19 protein-coding genes and 2 pseudogenes are annotated in these 16,127 nt (G+C 40.1%); 7 read left to right on the forward strand and 14 right to left on the reverse strand.

Features of this window, described 5'->3' with window-relative positions; translation table 11 throughout:
* Positions 1–79: 79 nt before the first annotated feature.
* The 4 genes and pseudogenes from E0409_RS02455 to E0409_RS17045 form a co-directional block, all read right to left on the reverse strand.
* Positions 80–190 (reverse strand): DUF2474 domain-containing protein, encoded by a 111-nt coding sequence (locus tag E0409_RS02455; protein WP_086193303.1) that lies wholly within the window; start codon positions 188–190, stop codon positions 80–82.
* 9 nt (positions 191–199) lie between these two features.
* Entirely contained in the window at positions 200–1,204 is a 1,005-nt protein-coding gene (cydB, locus tag E0409_RS02460) for a cytochrome d ubiquinol oxidase subunit II (RefSeq protein WP_131287236.1), read from the reverse strand.
* Complete coding sequence (locus tag E0409_RS02465; RefSeq protein WP_131287238.1) at positions 1,201–2,640, reverse strand: cytochrome ubiquinol oxidase subunit I; 1,440 nt, start codon at positions 2,638–2,640, stop codon at positions 1,201–1,203. Before E0409_RS02465 ends, cydB begins: the two co-directional genes overlap by 4 nt.
* Before the next feature lie 262 nt (positions 2,641–2,902).
* Positions 2,903–2,983 (reverse strand): annotated as a pseudogene (locus E0409_RS17045) (DUF2946 domain-containing protein); the annotation flags it as partial.
* Between the two features lie 377 nt (positions 2,984–3,360).
* Here E0409_RS17045 and E0409_RS02470 point away from each other — a divergent pair.
* Both E0409_RS02470 and E0409_RS02475 read left to right on the forward strand, forming a co-directional pair.
* Positions 3,361–3,804, forward strand: a complete 444-nt coding sequence (locus E0409_RS02470) for a MarR family winged helix-turn-helix transcriptional regulator (protein ID WP_502699783.1) — start codon at positions 3,361–3,363, stop codon at positions 3,802–3,804.
* Positions 3,801–5,006, forward strand: a complete 1,206-nt coding sequence (locus tag E0409_RS02475) for an MFS transporter (protein ID WP_131287240.1) — start codon at positions 3,801–3,803, stop codon at positions 5,004–5,006. Before E0409_RS02470 ends, E0409_RS02475 begins: the two co-directional genes overlap by 4 nt.
* Positions 5,007–5,117: 111 nt before the next feature.
* Here E0409_RS02475 and E0409_RS02480 read toward each other — a convergent pair whose 3' ends face one another.
* From E0409_RS02480 to E0409_RS02495, 4 genes are all read right to left on the reverse strand, one after another.
* On the reverse strand, positions 5,118–5,720 hold the full coding sequence (locus E0409_RS02480; RefSeq protein ID WP_131287242.1) for a nitroreductase family protein: 603 nt from the start codon (positions 5,718–5,720) through the stop codon (positions 5,118–5,120).
* A gap of 281 nt (positions 5,721–6,001) precedes the next feature.
* On the reverse strand, positions 6,002–6,493 hold the full coding sequence (locus E0409_RS02485) for a hypothetical protein (RefSeq protein ID WP_131287244.1): 492 nt from the start codon (positions 6,491–6,493) through the stop codon (positions 6,002–6,004).
* Positions 6,494–6,594: 101 nt separating this feature from the next.
* Positions 6,595–7,989: a class II fumarate hydratase gene (gene fumC / locus E0409_RS02490; RefSeq protein ID WP_131287336.1), complete on the reverse strand. Its 1,395-nt coding sequence runs from the start codon at positions 7,987–7,989 to the stop codon at positions 6,595–6,597.
* A gap of 119 nt (positions 7,990–8,108) precedes the next feature.
* Positions 8,109–9,116 carry an SDR family NAD(P)-dependent oxidoreductase gene (locus E0409_RS02495; RefSeq protein WP_131287246.1) on the reverse strand — a complete coding sequence of 336 codons (1,008 nt, stop codon included), beginning with the start codon at positions 9,114–9,116 and terminating at the stop codon, positions 8,109–8,111.
* Between the two features lie 71 nt (positions 9,117–9,187).
* Here E0409_RS02495 and tusD point away from each other — a divergent pair, with 71 nt between their 5' ends.
* The 5 genes and pseudogenes from tusD to E0409_RS02520 all read left to right on the forward strand — a co-directional run.
* A complete protein-coding gene (gene tusD / locus E0409_RS02500) occupies positions 9,188–9,556 on the forward strand; it encodes a sulfurtransferase complex subunit TusD (RefSeq protein WP_131287247.1) in 369 nt (122 codons plus the stop codon).
* A 43-nt stretch (positions 9,557–9,599) separates the two neighbouring features.
* Complete coding sequence (locus E0409_RS02505) at positions 9,600–9,950, forward strand: hypothetical protein (protein WP_131287249.1); 351 nt, start codon at positions 9,600–9,602, stop codon at positions 9,948–9,950.
* A 5-nt stretch (positions 9,951–9,955) separates the two neighbouring features.
* Positions 9,956–10,255, forward strand: a complete 300-nt coding sequence (locus E0409_RS02510) for a DsrH/TusB family sulfur metabolism protein (protein ID WP_250850203.1) — start codon at positions 9,956–9,958, stop codon at positions 10,253–10,255.
* 13 nt (positions 10,256–10,268) lie between these two features.
* A complete protein-coding gene (locus tag E0409_RS02515; RefSeq protein ID WP_131287338.1) occupies positions 10,269–10,580 on the forward strand; it encodes a TusE/DsrC/DsvC family sulfur relay protein in 312 nt (103 codons plus the stop codon).
* 44 nt (positions 10,581–10,624) lie between these two features.
* Positions 10,625–10,840, forward strand: a pseudogene (locus tag E0409_RS02520) (LrgB family protein); the annotation flags it as partial.
* A gap of 17 nt (positions 10,841–10,857) precedes the next feature.
* Here the strand turns inward: E0409_RS02520 and E0409_RS02525 are convergent.
* The 6 genes from E0409_RS02525 to E0409_RS02550 form a co-directional block, all read right to left on the reverse strand.
* Positions 10,858–11,613 carry an adenosylcobinamide-GDP ribazoletransferase gene (locus E0409_RS02525; protein ID WP_131287252.1) on the reverse strand — a complete coding sequence of 252 codons (756 nt, stop codon included), beginning with the start codon at positions 11,611–11,613 and terminating at the stop codon, positions 10,858–10,860.
* Between the two features lie 5 nt (positions 11,614–11,618).
* Positions 11,619–12,239 carry a histidine phosphatase family protein gene (locus E0409_RS02530; RefSeq protein WP_131287254.1) on the reverse strand — a complete coding sequence of 207 codons (621 nt, stop codon included), beginning with the start codon at positions 12,237–12,239 and terminating at the stop codon, positions 11,619–11,621.
* 29 nt (positions 12,240–12,268) lie between these two features.
* Positions 12,269–13,324 (reverse strand): nicotinate-nucleotide--dimethylbenzimidazole phosphoribosyltransferase, encoded by a 1,056-nt coding sequence (gene cobT / locus E0409_RS02535; protein ID WP_131287256.1) that lies wholly within the window; start codon positions 13,322–13,324, stop codon positions 12,269–12,271.
* Complete coding sequence (gene cobU, locus E0409_RS02540) at positions 13,324–13,842, reverse strand: bifunctional adenosylcobinamide kinase/adenosylcobinamide-phosphate guanylyltransferase (RefSeq protein ID WP_131287258.1); 519 nt, start codon at positions 13,840–13,842, stop codon at positions 13,324–13,326. The genes cobT and cobU overlap by 1 nt, the downstream gene beginning before the upstream one ends.
* Positions 13,839–14,468 (reverse strand): 2'-5' RNA ligase family protein, encoded by a 630-nt coding sequence (locus E0409_RS02545; protein WP_131287260.1) that lies wholly within the window; start codon positions 14,466–14,468, stop codon positions 13,839–13,841. Before E0409_RS02545 ends, cobU begins: the two co-directional genes overlap by 4 nt.
* A gap of 195 nt (positions 14,469–14,663) precedes the next feature.
* Positions 14,664–15,893 carry an MFS transporter gene (locus tag E0409_RS02550; RefSeq protein ID WP_131287262.1) on the reverse strand — a complete coding sequence of 410 codons (1,230 nt, stop codon included), beginning with the start codon at positions 15,891–15,893 and terminating at the stop codon, positions 14,664–14,666.
* Positions 15,894–16,127: the final 234 nt, after the last annotated feature.

A 16,127-nucleotide genomic window follows, 5' to 3' on the forward strand; every position in this document is an offset into this window, starting at 1 on the left:
CTCGATAAAGTGGTCTGCTCTACAAAAACAAAGTGGTCTGTTTTTAGCAGACCACTTTTAAAGTAACTTTCTTTCGTTATTAAATATAGGCCAACTGAATTAAGAGCCGGAATGCCCCAGCCACTAGAGCTAAAGCAAAAAATCCGCCTAGCCACAAAACAATAAACCACTGGGTTTGTGAGAGTTTCATATTCACTCCTTAATGATAGCCTTTATCACCAATTCGTACTTTATCGCGGAATACCCAATAGGATAATCCTGTATAAATCAGAATAATCGGAATCAAAAGCAGTGCACCAATTAAGGCAAATAACTGACTGCTTTGCGGTGCAGCTGCATCCCAAATCGTAACGGATGGCGGAATGATATAAGGCCATAAACTGATGAGAAAACCGGTATATGCCAAAAACACCAAAGCCAGAGTGTAGATAAATGGACTGAGTTCTTTGCGTTGCTTGCAAGCGCGTAAAGCCAGAAAGGTAAACACCAAAACCAGAATCGGGACTGGACTAAAATAAGTGAGTTGCGGTTGATTGAACCAGCGTTCTGCAATTGCCGGATGCGCCAAAGGTGTATAGATACTGACGCCGCCAAAAATAATAAATAAGGCAATAATCATCTTCGGCATGAGTTGATACATTCGATTTTGCAAGTCCGCATCAGTTTTAAAGATCAGCCAGCCACAACCTAAAGTGGCATACAGCACCACTACACCGATACCCGTAAAGACTGAAAATGGCGTTAACCAGTCCAAACCACCTCCGGTATAGATTCCATTGGTGGTTTTAATCCCTTGAATATATGCACCCAGAATAATCCCCTGCAAAAATCCGGTTAAAATGGAACCGCCAATAAAGGCCATGTCCCAAAGATGTCGGTTACGTCTGGATTTAAAACGGAATTCAAAAGCCACGCCGCGGAAAATAAGTGCAATCACCATCAGAATGATGGGGAGATATAGCGCAGAAAGCACCGTCGAATACACCAGGGGAAATGCAGCAAATAAGCCTGCCCCACCCAATACCATCCAGGTTTCATTGCCATCCCATACCGGAGCAACAGTATTCATCATCACGTCACGTTCTTGTTGGGCTTTAAAGAAAGGAAACAAGATGCCGATGCCTAAGTCAAAACCATCCAGTACCACATAAATCAGTACACCAACGGCAATAATTACAATCCAGATAAAAGATAAATCAATCATTTGTCATTCTCCTGGTGATTGTCGAGAGGTGGACCATCCAGCTCTTCATCGGTACTGCCCAATGGACGATGTGAGGCTTGAATGACCTTTTCTTCACTATGCGGTACTGAATGAACAAATTCCGGACCTTTATGCATGATTCGCAACATGTAATAAATGCCGATCCCAAAGACCACGCAATACACCACGACAAAAATAATCAGGGTTAATCCGACCTGTTCTGCCGATACCGGTGATAACGCATCTTTAGTCCGCATTACACCATAGACCACCCAAGGTTGACGTCCCACCTCTGTCGTAAACCATCCAGCCAGCATTGCAATAAAACCGGAGGGTCCCATAATCAGTGCAAAACGGTGAAACCATGGACTTTCATAGAACCGGCCAGTTTTCCTAAGCCATAAACCGATTAGCGCTAATAACAGCATCAACACGCCCAGACCTACCATGATCCGAAAGCTCCAAAACACAATGGTTGAATTTGGTCGGTCTTCAGGTGCAAACTCTTTCAAGCCCTGAACTTTGCCATTCATGGAATGGGTTAAAATCAGGCTTCCCACATTTGGAATACCTATCGCATATTTGGTTTCTTCTGCCTGCATATCTGGAATACCAAATAAGTACAAAGGCATGCCTTCATTATGATTGGTTTCCCAGTGCCCTTCTATCGCAGCGATTTTTGCAGGTTGATACTTTAAGGTATTGATACCATGCATATCTCCAATCAGAACCTGCAAAGGTGTAAGAACCAATATCATCCATAAAGCCATGGAAAAAGACGTTTTGACCAATGCATCACGGCGACCTTTGATTAAATGCCATGCTGCTGTGCTCGCAACCAGCAAGGCCGATACCAAGAATGCAGCCATTGCCATATGCGCCAAGCGATATGGAAACGAGGGATTAAACACAATCGCAAGCCAGTCCTGCGGCACGATAATGCCATTTTCAATGCTGAAACCTTGGGGTGTCTGCATCCAGCTGTTAGAAGACAGAATCCAAAACATGGAAATACAGGTGCCGACTGCCACCATGACGGTGGCAAAGAAATGTGCCCGAGGACCAACACGCCCCCAACCAAATAGCATAATGCCCAGAAATCCGGCTTCCAGGAAAAAGGCACTCAGCACCTCATAGGCTAAAAGTGGTCCGGTTACACTGCCTGAAATACGGGAAAATTCACTCCAGTTGGTTCCGAACTGGTAACTCATGACCACGCCAGAGACCACTCCCATACCAAAGGCAATGGCAAATATCTTGACCCAAAACTTGAACAGGTCTTGATAGACCGGATTTTGAGTTCTAAGCCAGCGCCACTCTAAAACAGCAAGGAAGCTCGCTAGACCAATCGAAATTGCAGGGAAAATAATATGAAACGAGACGGTGAAAGCAAATTGGATTCGTGCCAGTTCAAGTGCGGTTAATCCTAGATTCATAACATCACCTTTTTAAATTCGTTAATGTGGTGATTGAGCACGCAGATACACAGTCGCGCTATTTTGTTGTTTTGACCTGTTTCAGAATACCCTCGAAACTTCATTGAAGTATGTTGATTTATTATTTCACCATCATTTAAAAAAACTAAAATTTGGGCAAAAGCTGTCTGTTTCCTCGCATATGAAGGAAAGAAATGAATATTCATACTGATCTCGATAAAATGGTTGGTCAGTTGCACGTCTAAAATATGGAATGCAATTTTTATAGAGATAAAGGCGGAGCTCGACCCTGCGGCATTAAAAATAGTCGTTGCAGCTCGAAATAAACGTGTTTAAAGGTCTGTACTAATACGGAGACAGGCAACTGAATTCGATCCATCCCTATTTGAATAGCAAAATCAGAGGTCACAACCAAGTCAACATAGACCTTACAATACTGACGTAGCAACCCACGACGTAGAAACAAAATTCTATTCCAAACATATATACACTGGACGATTCACTAGAAAGTGTTTGAACCTATACTTTAAATTCCAAGCACTTCAATACACTCTTCCCCCTACTCACTACAGTTTATAAAGAAGCATTTTAAAAGTGGTCTGAATTCATTTATGTGATGGGTCTTTTTTTGCCTATAAATCCTGCTTTCAGCTTGCTTAATACTTGAACAACCGTTTAAAGAGGCGTAAAGTTTAATTAATTTAGTTACCCTAGCTAACTATTATGTCTCCCCAACTTAAATTCCGTGCTTCATTATTGCGCTGCGCGCGCCTAATGAGTGATGAAATCAATACCATTTTATTGCCCCATCAATTGAATTACTCCTTATGGCAAGTGCTGTATGTGATTCAGTTAAAACAAGGCTGTACCTCTATCGACATTGCGGAATATCTGAATGTCTCCAAGCCCTCCATTGCAAAACGTATTCATGCACTGATGCAACTGGAAGTACTTGAACACGTGGATACTGAAGATAAACGGCAAAAGAAACTGATCCTGAGTGCAAAAGGTATAGAACTTTTTCAAATTTGCTCTGAAAAAATGGATGTGTTTGAACAAAAACTGTTATTGCCAGTAGATCAAAATTCACAAAATTGCACATTAGACACCCTTCATACACTTATGGAACATCTGCAAGAGCTTAAATCAGGTACACAACCATGAATGAAAATGCTCCCTTATGGTCAAAAAATTTTATTCTTGTCAGCTCGATTAACTTTCAGCTTGTACTGACTTTCTATTTGTTGGTGGTGGTTATTGTCGGTTATGCTGTTGCTGAACTCGGTGCCACCACGGCACAAGCAGGTCTAGTCTCGGGTTTATTTATTGTCGGTACGCTGATTGGCCGTTTGTTTGTTGGTAAATTTCTGGAACGCTTTGGACGTAAAACCACGCTGATGGTGGGTTTAACCGGCTTCCTGATCTTTTCTGGCTTCTACTTCATGAAGTTCGATGTCGGCATGCTCTTGCTTGTACGATTTATGCATGGCTTTATGATGGGCATGGCCTCCACTGTTTTAGGCACCATCATTGCACAAATATTGCCGCCAACTCGTCGTGGTGAAGGCATTGGTTACTACAGCATGAGCAGTACTTTGGGAACGGCGATTGGTCCTTTCCTCGCCATATGGATGATGCTGCACATTGGTTATGATGCCATTTTTATTGTTTCAAGCATTATCGCGGTGAGCTGTCTGGTGGTTGCTCTTCTGATTCAAGTGCCGAATCTTCCGCAACAAAACAACCCACTGGATATTTCTGTACCCGCTAAGAAACCCAGCTGGATTTCCCAATTTATTGAACACAAAGCACTGCCGATTTCATTCATTATGTTATTGGCTTCCATTTGCTATTCAGGTGTGTTGTCCTTCATCAACTTTTACGCCAAAGAAATTGATCTGGTTGAAACAGCCTCTTTTTTCTTTTTGATGTATGCCATTGCCATCTTGATCTCGCGTCCATTTACCGGCCCACTAATGGATCGTAAAGGCGAAAATATCATTATGTATCCTGCTTTTATCATTATGGCAATTGCTCTGGTTTTATTAAGTCAGGTGCAAAGTTCGTTTATGCTGTTGCTTTGTGCGAGTTTACTGGGTTTCGGTTATGGCAACATTCAGTCAGTTTGCCAAACGGTTGCGGTAAAAAGTGCCAGTATTGAGCGTATGGGTTTTGCCACTTCGACCTTCTTTATTTTTCTGGATGCAGGTTTAGGGTTTGGTCCTTATTTCATTGGTCAGGCACTGGATTACATCGACTATTCACAACTGTATTTCTACAGTGCAATGTGTGTTTTAGTCTGTATCGTCATCTACTACCTATTGCATGGTCGCAAGGCAAGTAAACACCAACACGCCTCTGCTTAAAACAAGCCTCTAAAAATAGCGATGATAGAAAGTTCCTTCTATAAAGACAGATTCAAAAAAGAGAGGTCATATTGACCTCTCTTTTTTATTTTTTTCTTATAAAATCAACAATTATTTAAAGACTTTAAAACGAACTGCATCATCCATGTAGCCTTTGTCTTTGGCTTCACCTTCTACAGAACCAAACACGAGCTGGGCACGAAGTTTCCAGCTTGCAGGAATATTCCATTCAGCATGCACTTGTTCATCCACAATCGGGTTGTAATGCTGCAGTGATGCACCTAAACCATCCGTATGTAACGCAGTCCAAGTCGCAAATTGTGCAATTGCTGTGGAATGTTCTGCCCAAACCGGGAAATTGTCGGCATAAGATGGGAACTGCTCTTGCAAGCCTTTAATCACATCCATATCTTCAAAAAATAAAACCGTACCGACACCGGCAGCAAAGCTGTCCATTTTGGCACTGGTTTTTGCAGCAGCTTCTGCATCTGTTGCATAAGACTTGAGTTTTTCTTTTACAAAGCCCCAAAATTTTTCGTGCTGCTCATTAAATAAAATTACGGCACGTGAAGATTGCGAGTTAAAAGATGATGGACTTTGTTTAATAGCATGTTGAATCAATTGAGTTAAATATTCTGGGCTTTGCTCTACATTTTTACCCACTGCATAAATGGTACGGCGTTTATTAATTAAATCTAAAAACTGATTCGACATTGAATGAAATCCTTTGATATTTCCTCGGGAAGATTTGAAACAATCTGCTTACACTGTTAAGAAAATGTGAAATATCAAATTTTATAACCATGCAGATGCAAATTTATTGCTGTCCTACCATATGCAATAATAATTCCAATATCTAGTACATTTTATTGATAATTAAATCTTTAATTTTTTATATAGAATCTTGCCTACAATTTAGCTAGGTCTTTGATAAATTCAGCAACCATAAAAAATCCCCCAATATTTGGAGGATTCTTATTACATTTTAGGGTGTTTTAGAATTTAGCATTCAAGACACTTTGCGATACCTTATGCTTCCAGATATCACGTAAGGTTGGTAAATAGAATTTTTCACCAATTTCAACCAGTTCGGCATCAATCAATGCATGAATTTCATGCATAAATAAATAATCCAGTTCAACTGTTTTCAGCATCTTATTGATTTTAGCAAACTCTTTACGTTTTTGTTGCGCAGTTTTAACCAATTGATCGGCATAGTTCTTATTTTTAAATTGGCTAATCGCATTTAAACGTAATTCAATTACGCCCCAGCCACTTAACAGTAATTTGAACAACTCAAAATCTTTTGTGGTCGATTCCCAAGTCATTTCATCCAAATTTTCATCGTTAGGAAGCACTGGAAGAAGCAGTTCCATCACACTCGGAAAAATCTTTTTAAAATTCAAAATAAATTTAACAGGATGCTCACCCGGATAATCCTTAAATTGCACTTTTTTCTGAACATCTGTTAAATAAACATCAAGCATAATCAATCATCAGCAGTTAATTTCTCGCTATATTGTACGCATATATGCCTCAGATAAAAACCACTGATGATCAATAGATCAGTGTTCAAGCCTTTAGATGCTTATTTCACATTAGCTGAAACCATATTTTCAGGGATCACCACAGCATCAAACTGTTCTGCAGTGACCAAATTCAATTCAACTGCCACCTGTTTTAGTGTCTTGCCTTCTTTATATGCGGTTTTCGCGACTTTCGCGGCATTTTCATAGCCGATTACCGGATTTAAAGCAGTAACCAACATGAGCGAGTTATGCAGGAAATAATCAATTTTTTCTCGGTTTGGCTCAATACCGACTGCGCAATGATCATTAAAGCTATTACATGCATCGCCCAGTAATTGAATCGATTGCAATAAGTTAAATGCAATCACTGGCATAAATACGTTCAACTCAAAGTTACCCGAAGCTCCAGCGACATTGATTGTCGTGTCATTACCCAAAACTTGAGCAACGACCATGGTCATGGCTTCACTTTGGGTCGGATTCACCTTGCCTGGCATAATGCTTGAGCCGGGTTCGTTTTCAGGAATGCGAATCTCACCAAATCCACAACGAGGACCACTGGCTAACCAGCGAATATCATTGGCAATTTTATTTAGACTGGCTGCCAATGTTTTCAAAGCACCCGATGCAAATACCGCAGCATCACGCCCTGCCAAAGCTTCAAACTTGTTTGGTGCAGTGACAAAAGGTAAATCGGTTAAGCTTGCCAATTGTGCCGCTGCTTTTACGGCGTAATCAGGATGTGCATTTAAGCCAGTTCCGACTGCCGTACCGCCTAAAGGTAATTCATATAAGCCCAATAAGGCATAGTGTAAACGTTTTAAGGCATGATCGAGCTGCGCCACATAACCACTAAATTCTTGCCCCAGCGTTAACGGGGTTGCATCTTGTAAATGCGTACGTCCAATTTTCACAATGTCCGAAAACTCTTTCGACTTTTCATCTAATGTATCGCGTAAACGTTGTACTGCTGGAATAAGCAGTTCATTGATTTGCAAACTCGCTGCGACATGAATGGCAGTTGGAAAAGAGTCATTGGTCGATTGTGCACGGTTCACATGATCATTCGGGTGTACTGGTTTTTGCGAACCTAAAGGATTGCCCAATTTTTGATTGGCAATATTGGCAATGACTTCATTACAGTTCATATTGCTTTGTGTACCTGAACCTGTTTGCCACACCACCAATGGAAATTGTGCATCCCATTTCCCAGCAATCACTTCTTCCGCTGCATTGACAATATAGTGTGACAATTCATGAGGAATTTGATCTAACTCGGCATTGGTGAGGGCTGCCGCTTTTTTTACCAGACCCATGGCCCGAATCATGGATCGGGGTAAGCGTTCTTGCCCTATTTTAAAGTTTTGCAAACTACGCTGTGTTTGCGCCCCCCACATTGCTTCACTCGGAACTTCAACATCACCCATGGTGTCATGTTCAATACGTGTTTGCATCATCAACCTCATTTCCATGTAGTTTTATAACTTTAGCCAATTCATCTGTTTTGACATATTTAATGATCTTAATCAAACATTTTACAATTACAAATGATTATTATTTACATAAATTTTCTTTAACGTCCTTTTAGGGTTTGCTGATAAAAACGCCAGGAATCTTCTATGATTTGGGTAATCGTGCGTTTAGGCTGCCATTTTAAAATTTCACGTGCTTTCCCTGCGGTTGCCCCAACCTGGTCTAATTCAGCATAGGCGTAAAATGGTGCATCTATGGTTTTAATTTCGCTCTTGGTGACTTTGGCGACTTCACTCAGTAAAGCACGAATGGACATATTCTGCCCTGCAATATTAAAAGCATCACAGGTGTAAGGCTGAGTTCTGAGCCACTGTAAAGTCGCTATAATCGCATCACAGCAATCCAACACATGTAAGAAGCTGCGTTCAACGGTGCGGTCTAAGGTCTGAGCTTGCTGACGTAACTCGATATAGTCTCGTTGCTTGGCTGCAGCTTGCAGTGCCAAGGGAATAATATTTTTAGGCAAGGGTGCAACAAACTCACCTAAAACAGCATGTTCAAATGCACCTGAAATATTGCTTAATCTCAAGATCGCAATTTTCCACTCACTGTCTGTGAGTGCGGTATCTCGTATGATTTCTTCTGCCATTTGTTGCGACTTGATATAAGGATTCGGATAAAAATAGTTAAAAGGTGTATCTTCTGACAGGGTCGAACTCGACTGTCCATACACGGTCAAACTGGATAAATGGATTAAGGTTCTGACTCCAGTGCGCTGCATGGCACGCAGCAAACTCATAATGCAACTGACATTATCGTTATAGTATTCCAGCGGCTTAAGTGCTGATTCTTCAATTGATTTAAAGCCTGCGGCATGAATGACCGCTTCTACAGAATATTGTTCAAAAACTTTGTTTAAAGCCGGTGTATTTCGAATATCAATTTTGACAAATGGCACATACATGCCTGAAATATATTCAAGTCGTTCTAAGGTTTGTAAATTTGCATTGGATAAATTATCGACAATAATGACTTCTTGCCCATGCGCCATCAGGCTTAAAGCAATATGTGAACCTATAAAGCCTAAACCACCAGTCACTAAAATCATTGTATACTACCTTTTTCTTATGAAGTCTGGATGCATCAACATTGGATTGGGCATTCCTCAAGTGAATTTCAATGAGTACCTTATTACTAATTACCTCCGCTCCGACCTCGATCTATGCTTGGCATGCCCTTGGTTTAGCACAGGCTTTACACGCTAAAAACCAAGCATTTCGCGTTTTTTTCTATCAGGACGGTGTTTCTGTTGCGAATGCCTTACAGTGGACTCCTGATGATCAACGTCATCTGACTGAAGAGTGGCAAAAGTTGGCCATTCGTTTGCCGGTTTGTGTCAGTGCTGCATTGGCACGTGGTATTACCGATCAGGAAAATGCAAAACGACATCAAATTAGTCAACAAAATCTTGCTCAAGGCTTTGAATTGGTTGGACTGGGTGAACTTGCCGATGCCGTCCAATCAGCACAACGTCTGATTCAATTCTAAGACGTTATTTTTTGGAATTTGTTGCTTTTAAAAGGTAAATTGTGTGAAATCTGTACTCGTTATTTTAACTCAAGCCAATCTTGCCAATTTACAAGTGCATGAAAGCTTGTCTGCCACCATGGTGCTGGCGACTTTCGGCTGTGAAGTCAAAGTCTTGCTGCAAGATGCAGCTTTAAGTTTACTCAACTCAGAACTGCAATTTGAACAGCTTAAACATGCCTTCAAAGTAGCATCCAATATGGTCGATAGCTTTGAGTTTTATGACCTCACCCCTGTGTTAGTGGAAAAGAAAAATCAGCACGCTCACTTTGTGACTCAAGCTCAACAGGATATTGAATTTGTGGAGCTGAATAGTGAGTTTATTCAAAATTTTGATTTTGTGCTGTACTGGTAAAGATGATGAGTGAAATAATCATGTCGAATAAAAGCTTATATTTAGTGCAAAGTAATTTTTCAGCGACCCCATCGGTACTGACAAAACTCGAACAACTCTACAGCCCTGAAGATAGCGTGATTTTAATGGGTGAATCGGTATTACAGTTTCAACAGCCTTTCTTGCAACAATTGAATTGCCTCTATGTATTGGAAACTGATGCTGAAATTTTGGCAGGACAAAAAACTGAGAATATGAAGATTATTTCTTATGCCGAATTTGCAGACATTTGCCTGAACCATACCCGTTGTATTCGTTTGAACTAATTTGAGATTAATGATGAATTTAGAACTCGATCAAGATGGTCACTTAGTCGATTACACTATTTGGAATGAAGAAGTTGCTCAAGAGCTAGCAAATACTTTAAGTTTAGAACTTACAGCTTGGCATTTTGAAGTCCTGCATGCGGTACGCCAGTTCTATCAACAGTTTGGTCATTCACCTGCGACTCGCCCCTTGATTAAATTTCTGATGAAAACGGTCAGTTCTGACATTAATAATGCAGTGTTACAAGACAAATTTAATACTGGTTTGGTGGCACGTCATTTAAGCCGTTTGGCAGGTATTCCTAAACCACCGAATTGTCTATAAATAGGATTGATCCAGGTTTAAGACTGGATTTTATGTCGTTCTAAATAGCTGGTGTGATCAGCTCATTTTATTTGGCAAAGTTATTCAGCTTTAATCAAGAAACCACTTATAGCTTAATGGCACGTTCTATTTCGACACCCTTTGCCATGGAACTGACTTCAAATATTGGCGGTTTGGTTGAACTGGTAATTTTATTTACCATGATTACCGGTATTGCGGGAGTGGCCATGGCAGATATGATTTTGCTGGCTTTAAAGCTTAATTGAAGCAAAAATATTTAAAGCCAAACCACAGGTAAATAAAAACTCAATATCACCAAACACAACAGACTCACAGCCTCACAAATTTCAATACTTGCTCCGACTGTATCACCAGTTATTCCACCAATTCGCTGAATAAATTTGTAGCGTAAATAGATTAAGATGCTTATAAATATTATTGCAGTTAAAATCCCCGCCCAAGAAAAATATGCAGATGCAACCAAACACAATATAAATAGAATCACTGCGCCCGTTTTAGGAATAAATTCTGCGATTGAAGATCCTAAACCTTTTTCACGCACGTATTGGGTAGTCAAAAATAAAAATAAGGGGGCTAAACGACCCAATATCGGAAATAAAATCAGCGCAGAATAGAGTTGTTTTTCTAACAATACATACAGTGCTGACCATTTAATCAGACATAGGATAATTAAACTTAAAACCCCAATAGGACCACAACTCGGGTCTTTCATGATTTTTAATGTGCGCTCTTTATCGCCAAAACCACCGACCCAGGCATCGGCAGTATCAGCTAAACCATCAAGGTGTAAACCACCTGTCAACCAGATCCAGACCACTAAAATCAAACTGCTTAGCAAGATTACCGGCAATGCATGCAGCAGCGTGGCAATAGCAAATAAAATTACACCAATCATCAAGCCAATCAGTGGATAAAACAGTAAAGATTGACCATTTTGCTGTGTGCTCGGCATTTCTTTCAACTGAACAGGAAATGTCGTTAAAAACTGCAAGGCAATAAAAAATGGTGTCATTGCTGTTATTCCTTGAGCAAATGAATTGAAGCATCTTCATGAATTGCAAAGGAATTGAGTTGTCCTAATTCTGCAGTCATTTTTAAAATATCATCCAGTGAGTGATTTAAAGCGATACATTTTAAAAGTTTAATCACACCGCCATGCGTCACCACTAAAGCATGCTGCCAACCATTTTCCAGCATCTGTTGTTGCATTTTTTCCAGACTATTGCAGATGCGTTGATAAAAATCCTGCATATTTTCTGCATTCGGCGGACTGAATATAGTCGGTTGTTGCCAAAAATTCGCCAGTAATTCAGGTTCATTTTCATAAATCATTTGGATGGATATACCTTCCCAATCGCCAAAATGCATTTCTTGCAAACCTGCATCGTAAAAGATAGGTCGTTGCTTTTGATCGGCGACCGATTCTGCAAATAAACGGCAGCGTTTTAAGGGCGAACTAAAGATCACATCCCATTGCACCGATTTATGCATAGAATCGGGCTTAACTGCATGCCAAGACTGATCTATGGTCTGCTGCATCTGCGACCAACCCAATTCGGTTAAGTCATCATCTGTAGAACCGCGCAAGGTATGACTTAGAGTCGTTTCACCATGGCGAAGCAGATCAATCTTTAACATGTTCAATATCCTGTTGAATACTTTTAAGATTAAACCTTTTCTCCAATAACGGCTGCTTCTGCAAAAGTGGCCATGTTGTTATGCAGACTGCACGCCAGTTTAATCACGCCTAAAGCAGCTCCTGCACCACTACCTTCGCCTAAACGCAAGTCCAGTTTGAGTAATGGATTTTTTGCATTCAGTTCCTGCAATAAACGCTGATGTCCATATTCAGCCGATTGATGTCCAAACAGCATCCACTCACGGACTACAGGATTTAAACGTACCGCTACAAGTGCTGAAACTGTGGTTATAAAACCATCTACCAGCATAGGCAAACCGAGCTGTGCACAGCGAATATAGGCACCCGTCATTGCTGCAATTTCTAAACCACCGACCGAGCAAAGTGCTTTAAAGACATCCTGAGCAACATAATCTTGGTGTAAAGCGATGGCTTGGTTAATGACATTTTTTTTATGAATTAATTGTTCTTCACGAATACCCGTACCTACACCTGTGAGCTGTTCAGCAGGTTCATTCAGTAAAAAACAGGCAACTGCTGATGCAGAACAGGTATTGCCAATGCCCATTTCCCCAGCAACATAAATAGATGCACCATAAGCAACGGCATCTTCTACGCTTTTACATCCCAGATTCATGGCTTCAATACACTGCGCTTCAGTCATGGCAACGTGTTTGGCAAAATTTGCTGTTCCCGGAATAATACAATAACGTTCTACGCCTGCATATTCATAGGCATCACCCACAGAACCACAGTCAATGACTTGTAATTTGGCATTATATTCTTTAGCAATCACGCTGATACAAGCGCCGCCCGTGGTGAAGTTTTGTAGCATTTGGCGTGTCACGGCTTGTGGATAGGCAGAAATATTTTCTTCCATTACGCCATGATCACCAGCAAAAATCGTAATCCAAGGCTGGTCTACATTGGGACGTGGATTGTCTTGCAAACTTGCCAATAGCACCGCGGTATTTTCAAGTTCAGATAATGAGCCTGTTGGTTTGGTCAGTTGTAATTGATGTTCTTCAGCCAGTTTTTTTGCTTCCGCACTTGGCATTTTACACGCATCCAACCACCAGTTCATTATTTCTCTCCTTTTAAAATCATGGGAAAACCTGCAATACAAAACACCACTTTATCGGCAATTTGCCCTAACTGTTGATGCAAACGTCCCGACTCATCAACAAATTTACGGCTAAGTTCACCCATCGGGATCACGCCCAAACCTGTTTCATTACTGACTAAAATAACGTCTGACTCTAATATCGGTAAAATATCCAGCAGCTTTTGGCATTGGTGCATCTGTAATTCAGGATTTTCATGCATCAATAAATTGCTCATCCACAAGGTCAAGCAATCGACCAGAATCACTTGATTAGGTTGATCCAGCTCGATTAAACAATTGGCTAAATATAAAGGTTCTTCAATTACAGTCCAATGTGCTGGACGTTGTGCTTGATGATGATGAATACGTTGCTGCATTTCGGCATCGAATGCTTGTGCGGTTGCAATATAAGTTACATTAAGATTTGAATCTTTTGCGATTTGTTCCGCAAGGCGACTTTTACCAGAACGTGCGCCACCTAAAATGAGTTGCATCATACGTCACCCAATTGAAATTGATGAAATGGATAGAGCTGACCTTGCAATATTTTTGCGTTATATGTGCCAAAAGTCAGTTGATCGACTGAAAATTCAAAGCTTTTTTGTTCAATGCTGTTGATACGATTAAAAATTAAATCGCTATTAAAATCTTGATGATACAAACCTAAAGTAAGATGTGGACAATAGTCGAGCGGTGCAATTTCATCGGCACTTTGTCCGAGTAAATGACGCAATTTTAAAAGGATGCCATTTTCATCAATAATTTCGACAAATAAGGCACTTTCAAAACTGTTGATGCGACCGGTTTTTAATTGAATTTTATTCTGAAAATCATCTGTTAAATGTTGAATATGTTGATGCATCTTTTCAATACAAAAATCATCATCCCAAACTGGGTTTTGCTCGGTGAGGAAACCACAAATAAATAAAGTAATGTGAAATTGGCGGGTATTGGGCGTGTATAAAAAATCTGAAAAAACCGAACGCAGCTGATTTAAATACTCTAATAATTCTGGATGCTCAATTTCGATATACCATAACGAAAAATGCTCGCGTCCGCGATGCCATTCAGGATAATCCCCTGCAAGTGTAGGAACAACGGGCGTAGAAGGCTTTAAGAACACACATCAAATCACTTTAAATTCAATCACCTTATTAAAGCATGAATGATATTAATTTTCTCGGGGCATTGATTTAGTAATATTCAACCAACACTGAATTATATTCAGCTTTTTCATACTTAAATCGTGTCACAAACTTCATTGCTTTATCAATAAATCCCCAGCCACCAACTTAGAACTATAATTGCATGAACATAATCACACCGGAACTGAAGATGGCTGCATATTCTTTTGATAACACAGGAAATAAACAGCAAGAAGCATAAACATGATCATTAATAAATAAAATGGATAATCGCTATGCCACTGATACAAACCGGTACTGACCAATGGACCAAATACAAAACTTAAAGCCTGGGTCGCAGTACAAAAACTGGCAACTTTAACCTGGAGTTGCTGTGGTGCAGATTGGGCAGCACCTGTGGTAAATGCTGGAGTAAGGCAAGCCACAGCAACACCATATAAAACATAGGCACTTTGGAAAATATGAATATGTGTGGTGCGAATAGAGATCAGCAAGCCCAGCATCATGCACACCAGCCCAATCCACAATAAGCGCTGCACAGACCATTGTAAAAACCCGGAAATAGCCGTTTGCATAATCACTAATGATATTCCGGCAATCAAAGAACATTGGGCAAAGTAAATTGCACTCTGCTGAGTTGAAATTTGAAATTGATCTTGTATATAAAAACCTGCGGTGAGATTTAATGTGACAATCGCCATATAGAGACTAAATCCTAATACAAACCACCCCATACTGTTACGCAAAGAAAACGCTTCATTGTGGGCGAATGTCATATTTTCAGTGGGTATAACCTGCTCAGAAGTATGAGAAACATCAGCTTCCTGACGATCAAATTTCAGTACAATATAAAGGCTAATAAAAGCAAAAATAATAAAGGCAACCCATAACGGCGTCAGCATGCCCCAAGCCAATAAAAGCGTCGTTAAAAATGGTCCCAGCACCAAACCAGCACTATTTAATGCTCCAAACTTCGACATGGCCTGGCTACGATGTTGTTCTGAGCTGTATTTGGTCATGACGTAGGTTTGTAAAGCGATTTGTGGCATCGCCATAAAAATGCCCATACTTGCCCGAGCTAACAATAACAAGGTAAACAGCAGCATCGTAGCAATATGATATTCAATCCCATAAGCCAAAACTGTGGTAAATAAGCCCCAAGTGAGGGTCATACCGATAAAACCAACACTTAATAAGCTATAAATACTGTATTTATTTTGCTGTTTAGAAATGTAGATCGCCCCGATCGCCATCAATAATGCGCCCGCCGAAATCAAGGCTCCACCTTGCAATTCGGTCATTTTCATTTGACGAACCAAAGGTGCAAGTATGGGCAAAATCATCGAGAAACAGCCACCATTCGCTAGGCTTGCAGCGATAAGAATCTTATTGTTTTGATTCATTATTCAATTTAACCAAATTTTATTTTTATACACGCAACAATAGCAGTTTAATGAATTTTGTCCATTTTATATTCAACTCATATTTTTTGTTTTTTAACGGGTTGATAATTTTCAGTAATCATAAAATTTTCAAGTCAGCTGTGACAAGTGATTCCAAGTTACTCAGCGTGTACACGAATTAAATTTTAAAATATTGTTTTATATAATTAATTTATTTATATATTTTAAATGTAC

Origin of the sequence: Acinetobacter sp. ANC 4862 (assembly GCF_004336635.1) — a bacterium.
Lineage (GTDB): Bacteria > Pseudomonadota > Gammaproteobacteria > Pseudomonadales > Moraxellaceae > Acinetobacter.